The organism is Rhizobium sp. NXC14, assembly GCF_002117485.1.
In the GTDB taxonomy this organism is placed as follows: domain Bacteria; phylum Pseudomonadota; class Alphaproteobacteria; order Rhizobiales; family Rhizobiaceae; genus Rhizobium.
The window spans coordinates 147939-160325 of record NZ_CP021030.1 but is presented as its reverse complement, the minus strand read 5'-3'; the positions used below and the strand labels follow the sequence as shown (position 1 = coordinate 160325).

The window sequence follows — 12387 nt, the reverse complement described above, 5'->3', positions numbered from 1 at the left end:
CAAAAATACAAAAAGGCCGGTCGCCCGGCCTTTCGTCATCCGCTCGGCTCGGTGCCAGTTCATCCGTGGTCAAGGAACAAGCGGGTATTGATGTTAGACTGCCGCCGAAAGGTTAACAAAAGGTTAACCTTTCGGTCGGGACCAGACCTCAATTGCCGAACAGCCTGACGTGCCGGAGACGCTCCGCGCTCCTGTCGGTTCATGTGCCCTGTAGCAGCGCATGAGAGCACAAATCTCCCCCCGTTCAAGCTACGTTCATCGTGCTCGGCCTATAAAGTATTGAAAGACAAAGCGAATGGTGACGCCATAACAAATTCCGGCGATCGCTCTATCTTTCGTTCCAAATGGCATATGCCAAGGAAAGGCAGTCGAGCGCTGCCAGAAAACACGCCAACGAGGAGTGAGAAGCGTGAAAAAACTCATCGTCAAAATAGCCGCGGCCACACTGCTTGTGCTGGCTCCGGCAATAGCGCAGGCCGCCGAGGGTTACTCGACGGCAAACGTCAACATGCGCGCAGGGCCAAGCACCCGGTATCCCGCAGTCGCCGTCATACCCGCCGGTTCGTCCGTCGAAATCCGTGGATGCCTTTCCAACGTCAACTGGTGCGACGTCGAATTCTACGGCGGCCGCGGCTGGGTTTCGGGCCAGTACGTGCAGGCAGTCTACGAGCAACGCCGCGTCTATGTTGGCCCGGAATATTACCGTCCGCTGGGCATTCCGCTGGTCACCTTCAGCGTCGGCAATTATTGGGACCGTTACTACCGCCATCGCGATTTCTATCGCGAGCGTGACCGCTGGAGCCGCGGCCCGGACTACTATTACCGCAACCGCGACTATCGCAATCGGGATTACCTGGATCGGGACTACCGGGTCCGCGAGTATCGTCGGGATCGCGACCGGGACCGGGACTGGCGCGATGAGGATCGACGGGACGACCGCAGAGATGAAGCTCGCAGGCGGGAGCGTCGGGACAGGGATACCAGGAGCTCGGATTTCCGTGACCTGCCGCAGTTCAGAGGCGGCAAAGCCGACACCTACAATCATCCGGACCCCAGGGCCTCGCCCTTCGTCTGCCGTCCGGGCGATCCCAAGTGCGACTGAAAGAGCAGGGCGGCAGCGATGCCGCCCTTTCTCAACAGCACTCATCGTGAACGGAGTCGAGAAAAAGCCCGGCGCTCCTTGGGGGGATGCACCGGGCCTGATGTCGATCGGCGCGCGTTGAGGGGAGACGGCCGATCATTCGCGGGACGTGAGGGGCTGTCCCGCTTCTCCATAAACAGCCGTCGAGCCTATTGGTTCCAGTCGGTGCATAATTCTTAAATCAGCAATTCCATTTTATTGTTACACCGCCTCCCCGGTCTGTGGTCATGACCCGCGCGCCTCGACAGCGCGACCACTCACTCTTTGTCCTTTAACACCCCGTTAAATCGCCGCAATTACAGTTCACTCGGATGATCGCGTCGCCCGCTGTATGGTTCCTTAAATCGAAATCAGTTTAAGGACAAAATTATGCAGCACTTCAAAGTGCTACAGCGTCCTTCTCGCGTCTAATAGAGACGCCTGACGCTGTAACTGGGCGCCGTTATGCGAAGTGGGCTTCGCGATCGAACAGGGGATGCGACCGGTCCGCGATGGCAGGCAGAGGCAAATCAGGCGACAGAATCGAACCGTCCTTCAGCGGCCGCCCGGCCCGCGAAGATGATGAATTTTCGCTCGACGCCGATGACCGCGTCATCGGAAGCAGATCCGCGCGTCGCGGCGGCTCCAAGCCCCCGCCGCAGCGTGCCGCCCGCCAGCGGCGGCGCGAGCCGCGGGAGCGTGAAGGCGGCGGCCTTTTCGGTTTCCTGCGCGGCGTGGTCTACTGGTGCGTCGTGCTTTTCATCTGGGCCGGCATCGGCGTTGCCGGGCTCGTTCTCTATTACGGCTCGCGCATGCCGAGCGCCAGCACATGGGCGATCCCCGAGCGTCCGCCGAACGTCAAGATCACCGCCGTCGACGGCAGCGTCATTGCCAATCGCGGCGCCACCGGCGGCGAGGCGCTGTCGCTCGAAAACATGTCGCCCTATATTCCCGAAGCCGTCATCGCCATCGAAGATCGGCGTTTTTATTCGCATTTTGGCGTCGATCCGCTCGGCCTTGGGCGGGCGATCGTCACCAATTTCACGGCCGGCCACATGGTGCAGGGCGGTTCGACCCTGACGCAACAGCTTGCCAAGAATCTCTTCCTCTCTCCCGAGAGAACGCTGGAACGCAAGGTGCAGGAGGTGCTGCTCGCGCTCTGGCTGGAGCAGAAATACACCAAGGACCAGATTCTTGCGATGTATCTCAACCGGGTGTTCTTCGGATCAAACGCCTATGGCGTCGAGGCGGCCTCTCGCCGCTACTTCAACAAATCGGCGCGGGATGTGAACCTCGGCGAGGCAGCGGTGCTGGCGGGCCTGCTCAAGGCGCCGTCGCGGCTTTCGCCGGCCCGCGACGCGGAAGCGGCGAATGCGCGCGCCCAGCTCGTGCTGGCGGCGATGCGCGAGCAGGGGTTCATCACCGATTCCGAGGTCAAGACAGCGATGTCGCAGACCCCGGCTTCGGCCAAGAGCTACTGGTCGGGCGCCGGGCATTATGTCGCCGATATGGTCATGGACGAATTGCCGGGACTGATCGGCGACGTCAAGGAAGACATCATCGTCGATACGACGATCGACAAATCGCTGGAGAAGAAGGCTGAGCAGTCGCTGGTCGACGTGCTCGACAAGGAGGGCGGCAAACTCGATGCCTCGCAGGCGGCCCTAGTCTCGATCGATGGCACCGGGGCGATCCGCGCGCTCGTCGGCGGCAGAGACTATGCGACGAGCCAGTTCAACCGCGCCGTCAAGGCCAAGCGCCAGCCGGGATCTTCGTTCAAGCCCTTCGTCTATACGGCAGCGCTGGAAAAAGGGCTGACGCCATTTTCGGTGTTTAACGACGCGCCGATTCGCATCGGCGACTGGACACCGGAGAATTACGAGAAGAAATACAATGGCGAAGTGACGCTGGCGACCGCGCTCGCGAAGTCGCTGAACACGGTGGCCGCGCAGCTGGTCATGTATGACGGGCCGGATCAGGTGATCAAGCTCGCCCACCGGCTCGGGATCGAAAGCGAGCTGCAGCCGAACGCCTCGATCGCACTCGGGACGTCCGAAGTGTCGCTGATGGAACTGACCGCCTCCTATGCCGCATTCATGAACGGCGGCTACAAGGCGACGCCGCACGTCATCCGCCGAGTGACGACCGCCGAGGGGAAGGTTCTCTACGAAAATACCTATGACAGTCCGCCGCGCGTGCTTTCCGAGCAGATCGCCGCGCAGATGGATGCGATGATGATGGGCGTCATCGAAAACGGCACCGGCAAGAGTGCCAAGATTCCCGGCTGGCAGGCGGCGGGCAAGACCGGCACGACGCAGAATTCGCGCGACGCGCTGTTCGTCGGCTTTACCAGCAACCTCACGACAGGCGTCTGGTTCGGCAATGACGACGGCAAGCCGATGAAGAAGGTGACCGGCGGCGGTCTTCCAGCCAAAGCCTGGAAGGAATTCATGGTCGCCGCCCACAAGGGTCTTTCGCCGGCGCCGCTCTTCGGCAACGGCCAGCTCATCGACGATCCGAACAGCGGCCAGCCGATGGCGCAGGCAGCGCCCGACGGCGGGCAGCCGGTCACGGCCGAAGTGCCGCCACAGACGACGATCGGCGGCATCATTTCCGGCGTCTTCGGCGGCGGCGAGAATGCAGAACGGTATCCACAGGCGCCTGTCCGTCAACAGCGGGCAAGCCCCCGCAACGGCCCGGTTCCTCCTGCAGACGTAGCCGACGGCGGCAGTTCAGGCTACGACGGCATCGTGCCGCCCGGCGATGTCGGTGGGTCGCAGACGACCTCTTCGGTGCAGCCTCGGCGCACGACCCTGCTTGACCTGATCATGGGTCAATGAGATTCCGTGCTGCATTCCCGGCGCAAGCTATCTATCCTAGAAATAGTACGCTTTACGCGGATCGGGCGGCCTCTTTCCCGGCTGCTGCGAAAATTGAAGGCAACACATTCGTTTTGCCGGATTCGGGGCCATTTCCCGCCTTGCAGTCGAGAAAACCGCTCCTTATATACGCCGCATCACCGCAATCACGATTGCGTAATCGCAAGTAGACCCATCCCGTAAGGGGCTGTCAGGGAAATGCCTTCTGGGGGTTCCGACAGCTTGCTTCAAGGAGAGAATGACATGGCAAAAGTAATTGGTATCGACCTTGGAACGACGAATTCCTGCGTCGCAGTCATGGACGGCAAGGACGCAAAGGTCATCGAGAACGCGGAAGGTGCGCGCACGACCCCTTCCATGGTGGCCTTTTCCGATGATGGCGAGCGCCTCGTCGGCCAGCCGGCCAAGCGCCAGGCGGTCACCAACCCGACGAACACGCTTTTTGCGGTGAAGCGTCTGATCGGCCGCCGCTACGAAGACCCGACCGTCGAGAAGGACAAGCATCTCGTTCCCTTCAGCATCGTCAAGGGCGACAATGGCGACGCCTGGGTCGAAGCCAATGGCAAGGGCTACTCGCCCGCACAGATTTCCGCGATGATCCTTCAGAAGATGAAGGAAACCGCCGAATCCTATCTCGGCGAAAAGGTCGAGAAAGCCGTCATTACCGTTCCGGCGTACTTCAACGACGCGCAGCGCCAGGCGACCAAGGATGCCGGCAAGATTGCCGGTCTTGAAGTCCTGCGCATCATCAACGAGCCGACCGCTGCCGCTCTCGCCTACGGTCTCGACAAGAAGGATGGCAAGACGATCGCCGTCTACGACCTTGGCGGCGGCACCTTCGATATTTCGATCCTCGAGATCGGTGACGGCGTCTTCGAGGTGAAGTCCACCAACGGCGACACCTTCCTCGGCGGTGAAGACTTCGACATGCGCCTCGTCGAATATCTCGTTGCCGAATTCAAGAAGGACAACGGCATCGATCTGAAGAACGACAAGCTTGCCCTGCAGCGCCTCAAGGAAGCCGCGGAAAAGGCCAAGATCGAACTGTCGTCGTCGCAGCAGACCGAAATCAACCTGCCGTTCATCACGGCTGACGCCTCCGGCCCGAAGCACCTGACGCTGAAGCTGACCCGCGCCAAGCTCGAGAGCCTGGTCGACGATCTGGTCCAGCGTACGATCGCGCCCTGCAAGGCAGCCCTCAAGGACGCCGGTGTCACCGCTGCCGAAATCGACGAAGTGGTTCTCGTCGGCGGCATGAGCCGCATGCCGAAGGTGCAGGAAGTCGTCAAGCAGCTGTTCGGCAAGGAGCCGCACAAGGGCGTCAACCCGGATGAAGTGGTTGCGCTCGGCGCCGCCATCCAGGCCGGCGTTCTGCAGGGCGACGTCAAGGACGTTCTGCTGCTCGACGTCACCCCGTTGTCGCTCGGCATTGAAACGCTCGGCGGCGTCTTCACCCGTCTGATCGAACGCAACACGACGATCCCAACCAAGAAGAGCCAGACCTTCTCGACCGCGGAAGACAACCAGCAGGCCGTCACCATCCGCGTTTCGCAGGGCGAGCGCGAAATGGCTGCCGACAACAAGCTGCTCGGCCAGTTCGACCTCGTCGGCCTGCCGCCGTCGCCGCGCGGCGTGCCGCAGATCGAAGTCACCTTCGACATCGACGCCAACGGCATCGTGCAAGTTTCGGCCAAGGACAAGGGCACCGGCAAGGAACAGCAGATCCGCATCCAGGCTTCCGGCGGCCTCTCCGACGCCGACATCGAAAAGATGGTCAAGGACGCCGAATCCCACGCTGCCGAAGACAAGAAGCGTCGCGAGACCGTCGAAGCCAAGAACCAGGCCGAAAGCCTGATCCACTCCACGGAAAAGTCGCTGAAGGATTACGGCGACAAGGTCTCCGAAGCCGACCGCACCGCGATCTCGGATGCGATCGCCGCGCTGAAGTCCTCGACGGAGGCAACCGAAGCCGACGCCGAAGACATCAAGGCCAAGACCCAGACGCTCATGGAAGTTTCCATGAAGCTCGGCCAGGCGATCTATGAAGCACAGCAGGCCGAAGGCGGCGCTGCTGCCGATTCCTCCGCGGAAGGCGGCGACAATGTCGTCGACGCCGACTATGAGGAAATCAAGGACGACGACCGCAAGAAGTCCGCGTAATCCGCGGCGGCGTGGTTATGCTTCAACACCTGATCCGGCTGCTCACCATGGCAGCCGGAAATCCATTTCCGGGGTTTAATCCTTAATGGCAAAAGCGGACTTTTACGAAACTCTGGGTGTAGCCAAATCGGCGGACGAGAAAGAGCTGAAGAGCGCCTTCCGAAAGCTGGCAATGAAATATCATCCGGACAAGAACCCGGATGACAAGGAAGCCGAACGGAAGTTCAAGGAAATCAACGAAGCCTACGAGATGCTCAAGGACCCGCAAAAGCGGGCAGCCTATGATCGTTATGGCCATGCGGCCTTCGAACATGGCGGCATGGGCGGCGGTGGCGGTGGCTTTGCCGGTGGCGGCTTCTCCGACATCTTCGAGGATATTTTCGGCGAGATGATGGGCGGCGGCCGGGCGCGTCAGCGCTCTGCCGGAGGCCGCGAGCGCGGCGCCGATCTCCGTTACAACATGGAAATAACGCTGGAAGAGGCTTTCTCGGGAAAGACGGCGCAAATCCGCGTTCCCACCTCCATCACTTGCGACGTCTGTTCAGGTTCGGGCGCCAAGCCCGGCACCCAGCCGAAGAACTGCGGCACCTGCCAGGGCTCGGGGCGCGTGCGCGCAGCCCAGGGCTTCTTCTCGATCGAGAGGACCTGCCCGACCTGCCACGGCCGCGGCCAGATCATTCCCGATCCGTGCCCGAAGTGCCACGGCCAGGGCCGGGTGACGGAAGAACGTTCGCTCTCGGTCAATATTCCCGCCGGCATCGAGGATGGCACGCGCATCCGCCTGCAGGGCGAGGGCGAGGCCGGGGCTCGCGGCGGACCGGCCGGCGATCTCTATATCTTCCTGTCGGTGAAGCCGCACGAATTCTACCAGCGCGATGGAGCCGATCTCTATTGTGCGGTGCCTATCTCCATGACGACGGCGGCTCTTGGCGGAACCTTCGATGTCGCGACGCTCGACGGCACCAAATCGCGCGTCAGCGTGCCTGAGGGCACGCAGGCCGGCAAACAGTTCCGTCTCAAGGGCAAGGGTATGCCGGTGCTGCGTTCGGCGCAGACAGGCGACCTGTATATCCAGATCCAGATCGAGACACCACAAAAGCTCACCAAGCGTCAGCGCGAATTGCTGCAGGAATTCGAGCAGATTTCCTCCAAGGAGAACAATCCCGAGTCGACCGGCTTCTTTGCCCGGATGAAGGAATTCTTCGAAGGCTGAGCGGTCGATCGATACGCAATCGCGAGAGCCGGGGATGAAACGTCTCCGGCTTTTTTTGCTCGCGCAAATCCTGATTTGAGACATGGGTAGTTCATGCCGGGCGATCTGTTCCAGATCGACACGGCGCCGGATCGGAACAGGAACTTGCGTTAACGCAGCCAGATGATGCCGCTTGCAAGTTTTTAAAATGACTCCAATCTCTGCCGTCAGCGCATGACCCAGGATCTCGGCATCGATGTCAGGAGGGTGATGCGCAGTTTCAGAGCGACAGAGCGTTTCCGGCGCGTCCCATTTGGATGCAGACGCTCTAACGGGGACCACGAAGCAAGAGTATCCATCATGGCGCCAGCCTTTTCCTCTCAGTCCGAAGATGTCGACGTTCTCGCCGGCGCAATCTACACATGGTGTGCCGAGCGCAATATCAAGCTTCGCAGCCAGCAGGGCCTTTCCATCGCCAGTATCGCGATCGACCTCTACCACGCCGGCCACCAGACGCAGGACGACCTGCTGACGGCGTTGCATGGGTGCGAGATTCACTGATTCACCAGGCGTCGCGAAATGCGTCTACTGCTACGGACAAGCCCGACATGATTCGATGATCGTCCCTGTCTGAAGAAGTGTTTCTTTTCCGCGATCATCTGACCGCTTCGGCTGAGTCAGGCGGCGCTCTCGACCACGTCGCCGCTCATGAGTGTAAGGATGGTCTTGACCGCTTCCTTGCCCGCAGCCGAGTTCAGCTTGTCGTAGCTCAGCGCAAGGGCATAGGCATCAGGGCTGAGTTCGATACGGCCGCCGAATTCCGATATATCCGTCCCCTCGAAGAGGGCGGAGATCTCGACGCCGAGAAAAACCGCGATCTGATGCAGCTTGCTGGCTGAAACGCGGTTCGTCCCCTTTTCATATTTCTGGATCTGCTGAAAAGTCAGTCCGAGTGCTTCACCAAGCTCGAGCTGGGAAACACGACGAATGGCGCGAAGCTGTCTGATGTTGCGACCAACAATGATATCGACCGGATCTGGCACTTCACCACTCTCTTATACATGAACCTTTTGTTCACCATATCGTTTTCCCGGGATAACGCAACCCGACAGTTGCAAAATTCAACCGACTTTTTCTGGGCATTACGTTACGTCAGCAGCCATCGAGGAAAGTCGCAGAAGCCCTGCTATACAGGCTATCCGAGAACCCCGACGGTGACCGTCGTCGGTGAGGACTCCCAATGTCGGAGGCCTCTGATGCGGTTGTATTTTTCCAGAATTCGGGAAAAACGGTACCGAAAAGTTCCGGAATCGATCGTGTTTGCGATGCTTCTGGTAAAGTGCGCGCGATCCGCGGCGCGAAGCGGCGCGCTTGCCAACTGCGCCGCTTCGGCTTAGCTGTCACGCTTCACGAACCCGGATACGCAATGCCGCATAAGGTTTCTCTTTCCCGTCTGAAGCTGACAGACTTCCGCAATTATGCCGCCGCGAGCCTTAGTCTCGATGGTCGGCATGCCGTGCTGACCGGAGACAATGGCGCCGGCAAGACCAATCTCATGGAGGCGGTCTCGCTGCTTTCGCCCGGCCGCGGTCTGCGCCGAGCCGCCTATCGCGACATTACCCGCGTCGGCGCGGCCGGCGGCTTTTCGATCTTCGCGGCGCTTGACGGCATGGAGGGCGAAGTCGAGATCGGAACCGGCATAGAAACGGGCGAGGACACTACAGCCCGCCGGCTTCGGATCAACGGCACCCCGGCTAAGACCGCCGACGAGCTGACCGATCATCTGCGTCTTCTCTGGCTGACACCGGCGATGGATGGGCTCTTCACCGGCGCCTCCGCCGACCGCCGACGCTTTCTCGACCGCCTAGTGCTGTCGCTCGATCCCGCCCACGGCCGCCGCGCGAGCGATTTCGAGCACGCCATGCGCAGCCGCAACAAGCTGCTGGACGAAGGTCGCTTCGACCCTTCCTGGCTTGCCGGTATCGAAGAACAGATGGCTAGCCTCGGCATCGCCATGGCGCTCGCCCGCCAGGAGATGCTCGGCCTCTTGACCCGACTGACCGAGGAAACACTGGAGAGTTCGCCTTTCCCGTCAGCCTCGCTGCAGCTCTCAGGCTTCATGGACGGCCAGTTCTCGCGGCCATCGGTCGACCTCGAGGACGACTACGCGGCGATGCTCGCCGAGAGCCGTTACCGCGATGCCGGCGCAGGGCGCACGCTGGAGGGCCCGCACCGGACCGACCTCATCGTACACCACCGCGAAAAGGCGATGGAGGCGGAGCGGTGTTCCACCGGCGAACAGAAAGCGCTGCTTGTCGGCTTGGTGCTTGCCCATGCGCGACTCGTCGGCAATCTCACCGGTCATGCGCCGATCCTGCTGCTCGACGAGATCGCTGCGCATCTCGACGAGAACAGGCGCGCCGCGCTGTTCGACCTTATCGACGGACTGGGAGGTCAGGCCTTCATGACCGGAACGGATCGGGGAATGTTCTCGGCCCTCGGCGACAGGGCGCAGTTCTTTACGGTTGCGGACGGAAGGGTGTTGGGATGAGGGAGACAGCTTTTCCCGATGTCGCTTTTGCCGATGTCGGCGGCCATGCTACGATCGCCGCCATGGAACCTCTCAGCCCCGATGAAATCGCCCGGTATCAACGCCATATCCTGCTCCCCGAAATCGGCGGCGCAGGCCAGCAGAAACTCAAAGCCGCCCGTGTGCTGGTGATCGGCGCCGGGGGGCTCGGTGCGCCGATCCTGCAATATCTCGCCGCCGCCGGTATCGGCACGCTCGGCATCGTCGACGACGACCGGGTGTCGCTGTCCAATCTGCAGCGCCAAGTGATTCATGATTCCGGCACGATCGGCGAGCTGAAAACCGAAAGCGCCGCCTTGGCAATTGCCAGGCTCAACCCGCATGTCCGGCTCGTCCGCTTCGAGGAACGCTTTTCTCGCGAGACTGCCCGGCGTCAATTATCCGGCTTCGATTTCCTGATCGACGGCTCCGACAACTTCGATACGCGTTATGCCGCGGCCGATGCGGCGGAGGAAGCACGTATCCCGCTCGTCACCGGCGCCGTCGGTCGTTTCGACGGTTCACTGACCGTGCTAAAACCTTATGAGACGGCCGAGGACGGAGCGCCCAACCCAGGCTATCGCGACCTGTTTCCCGAGGCGCCTCCGGCGGGGCTGATTCCCAGCTGCGCTGAAGCCGGCATTATCGGCGCGCTCACCGGCGTCATCGGCACGATGATGGCAATGGAGGCGATCAAGCTCATCACCGGCGCCGGCGAACCGCTGATCGGGCAGCTGCTGCTTTACGACGCACTCTCGGCCCGGTTCGAAACCGTACGCTATAAGCGCCGCCGCGCCAGGCAGGCCGGATGAGGATTATCCGCCTCGACCAGAACTTCACGCGCTGGGACGAACTGCTCGCCCTCATCCTCACAGCCTTCGCTTCGATGAATGGCAGGATCGATCCGCCATCCTCGGCGCTCGGTCTCACGGCGGAAACGCTGGCAGCAAAGGCTGAGGCCGAGATCGGCCATGTCGTCATCGACGATGGCAAACTGACCGGCTGCCTGTTTCTGCGGCCGGAGGCCGATTGTCTCTATGTCGGCAAGCTCGCCGTTTTGCCGGCAGCGCAAGGCAAGGGCCTCGGCAGGCGTTTGCTGGCAGTTGCCGAGGAGACGGCTGCAGAATTCGGCCTTGCCGCCCTGCGGCTGGAGACACGCATCGAGCTTACCGACAATCACGCCGTCTTTGCCGCATGGGGATTTTCCAGAACCGCCGAGAAGGCGCATCCCGGTTTCACCAGGACGACCTTCGTCGAGATGCGGAAGAGCCTTATACGCTGACGCGCATCAGCGGCCAGGCAGCACCCGATTCGGCGGTCTGTGGCCGTCGATGAAGGTGCGAATATTGATGATGACCTTGTCGCCCATGTCGATCCGGCCTTCGATCGTCGCCGAGCTCATATGCGGCAGCAGCACGACCTTGCCCTCATTGGCGAGCTTGACGAGCTTCGGATTGACGGCAGGCTCGTTCTCGAAGACGTCGAGGCCGGCGCCGGCGATCTTGCCCTCTCTCAGGCATTTGATCAGCTGGGTTTCATCGACGACGTCGCCGCGCGCCGTATTGACGAGATAGGCAGTCGGCTGCAGCAGCGCCAGGCGGCGCGCCGAAATCAGGTGAAAGGTTGCTGGTGTCGAGGGGCAGTTGATCGAGACGATGTCGACGCGGGCCAGCATCTGGTCAAGACTTTCCCAATAGGTTGCCTCCAACTCGTCCTCGACGGCCGGATTGACGCGCTTGCGGTTGTGGTAGTGAATCGAAAGACCAAAAGACTTGGCGCGGCGGGCCACCGCCGTGCCGATTCGCCCCATGCCGACGATGCCGATCCGCTTGCCGTGAATGCGCCGGCCGAGCATCCAGGTGGGAGACCAGCCGGCCCACTCGCCCGGCTTGTCGGACAGGACCCGCGCCCCTTCGCCGAGCCGCCTCGGAACCGCGAGAATCAGTGCCATCGTCATATCGGCAGTGTCCTCGGTCAGGACGTTCGGCGTGTTGGTGACGGTGATGCCCTTGCGCGCCGCCGCCTCGACGTCGATGTGGTCGGTGCCGTTGGAGAAGCTGGCAATCAGCTTCATCTGCGGTCCCGCCTCATCGATCAGCGCCGCATCGATGCGATCGGTGACCGTCGGCACCAGCACGTCGGCATTCCGCACAGCGGCAATGAGCTCGGGAACGGAGCGCGGCGTGTCATCGATGTTCAGCTCGGCATCGAAGAGCTCCCGCATTCGAGTTTCGACGGCATCCGGCAGCTTGCGGGTGATGTAGACCTTCGGTTTTTTCTTCGCTGTCATGGCTGCCTGCGGTGCCTTGTTCAGAGGTCTTTAACCAAGAGGGGTGATAATTTTCCCGTTCCGGGCAATTTCTACCAGACCCGCACGCGAAGACAAACAAAACTCGTGGTGCAGCCGTGGAATGTAAAAGCCCGGACCGCGCGCAGGCCGTGCCTGGCGCGAATTCGAGCAAACGGA

At 61.4% G+C, this 12387-nt stretch carries 10 protein-coding genes; 8 read left to right on the top strand and 2 right to left on the bottom strand.

Annotation, left to right across the window (positions count from 1 at the left end; translation table 11 throughout):
- Positions 1 to 409: 409 nt before the first annotated feature.
- From NXC14_RS00770 to NXC14_RS00750, 5 genes are all read left to right on the top strand, one after another.
- Positions 410 to 1102 (top strand): SH3 domain-containing protein, encoded by a 693-nt coding sequence (locus tag NXC14_RS00770; RefSeq protein ID WP_085776538.1) that lies wholly within the window; start codon positions 410 to 412, stop codon positions 1100 to 1102.
- A gap of 530 nt (positions 1103 to 1632) precedes the next feature.
- Positions 1633 to 3960, top strand: coding sequence for a transglycosylase domain-containing protein (locus tag NXC14_RS00765; RefSeq protein WP_085776537.1), 2328 nt, complete (start codon positions 1633 to 1635; stop codon positions 3958 to 3960).
- Positions 3961 to 4242: 282 nt separating this feature from the next.
- Positions 4243 to 6159, top strand: a complete 1917-nt coding sequence (gene dnaK, locus NXC14_RS00760) for a molecular chaperone DnaK (protein WP_085776536.1) — start codon at positions 4243 to 4245, stop codon at positions 6157 to 6159.
- An 85-nt stretch (positions 6160 to 6244) separates the two neighbouring features.
- Positions 6245 to 7372, top strand: coding sequence for a molecular chaperone DnaJ (gene dnaJ, locus NXC14_RS00755; protein WP_085776535.1), 1128 nt, complete (start codon positions 6245 to 6247; stop codon positions 7370 to 7372).
- 339 nt (positions 7373 to 7711) lie between these two features.
- Positions 7712 to 7912, top strand: a complete 201-nt coding sequence (locus NXC14_RS00750; RefSeq protein ID WP_085776534.1) for a hypothetical protein — start codon at positions 7712 to 7714, stop codon at positions 7910 to 7912.
- A 116-nt stretch (positions 7913 to 8028) separates the two neighbouring features.
- On the opposite strand, the gene NXC14_RS00745 is transcribed toward NXC14_RS00750, so the two are convergent.
- On the bottom strand, positions 8029 to 8394 hold the full coding sequence (locus NXC14_RS00745; RefSeq protein ID WP_085776533.1) for a helix-turn-helix transcriptional regulator: 366 nt from the start codon (positions 8392 to 8394) through the stop codon (positions 8029 to 8031).
- 383 nt (positions 8395 to 8777) lie between these two features.
- On the opposite strand from NXC14_RS00745, the gene recF reads away from it, so the two are divergent.
- From recF to NXC14_RS00730, 3 genes are all read left to right on the top strand, one after another.
- On the top strand, positions 8778 to 9902 hold the full coding sequence (gene recF / locus NXC14_RS00740) for a DNA replication/repair protein RecF (protein ID WP_085779918.1): 1125 nt from the start codon (positions 8778 to 8780) through the stop codon (positions 9900 to 9902).
- 62 nt (positions 9903 to 9964) lie between these two features.
- On the top strand, positions 9965 to 10732 hold the full coding sequence (locus NXC14_RS00735; RefSeq protein ID WP_157131438.1) for a molybdopterin-synthase adenylyltransferase MoeB: 768 nt from the start codon (positions 9965 to 9967) through the stop codon (positions 10730 to 10732).
- Positions 10729 to 11202, top strand: coding sequence for a GNAT family N-acetyltransferase (locus NXC14_RS00730; protein ID WP_085776531.1), 474 nt, complete (start codon positions 10729 to 10731; stop codon positions 11200 to 11202). Before NXC14_RS00735 ends, NXC14_RS00730 begins: the two co-directional genes overlap by 4 nt.
- A gap of 6 nt (positions 11203 to 11208) precedes the next feature.
- On the opposite strand, the gene NXC14_RS00725 is transcribed toward NXC14_RS00730, so the two are convergent.
- Positions 11209 to 12210 (bottom strand): D-glycerate dehydrogenase, encoded by a 1002-nt coding sequence (locus NXC14_RS00725; RefSeq protein ID WP_085776530.1) that lies wholly within the window; start codon positions 12208 to 12210, stop codon positions 11209 to 11211.
- Positions 12211 to 12387: the final 177 nt, after the last annotated feature.

What these genes read in the sequence shown, in the direction of transcription:
- NXC14_RS00765 (WP_085776537.1), top strand. Translation starts at nt 1,633, where the DNA reads ATGGCAGGCAGAGGCAAATCAGGCGACAGAATCGAACCGTCCTTCAGC.
- dnaK (WP_085776536.1), top strand. Translation starts at nt 4,243, where the DNA reads ATGGCAAAAGTAATTGGTATCGACCTTGGAACGACGAATTCCTGCGTC.
- dnaJ (WP_085776535.1), top strand. Translation starts at nt 6,245, where the DNA reads ATGGCAAAAGCGGACTTTTACGAAACTCTGGGTGTAGCCAAATCGGCG.
- NXC14_RS00750 (WP_085776534.1), top strand. Translation starts at nt 7,712, where the DNA reads ATGGCGCCAGCCTTTTCCTCTCAGTCCGAAGATGTCGACGTTCTCGCC.
- recF (WP_085779918.1), top strand. Translation starts at nt 8,778, where the DNA reads ATGCCGCATAAGGTTTCTCTTTCCCGTCTGAAGCTGACAGACTTCCGC.
- NXC14_RS00735 (WP_157131438.1), top strand. Translation starts at nt 9,965, where the DNA reads ATGGAACCTCTCAGCCCCGATGAAATCGCCCGGTATCAACGCCATATC.
- NXC14_RS00730 (WP_085776531.1), top strand. Translation starts at nt 10,729, where the DNA reads ATGAGGATTATCCGCCTCGACCAGAACTTCACGCGCTGGGACGAACTG.
- NXC14_RS00725 (WP_085776530.1), bottom strand. Translation starts at nt 12,210, where the DNA reads ATGACAGCGAAGAAAAAACCGAAGGTCTACATCACCCGCAAGCTGCCG.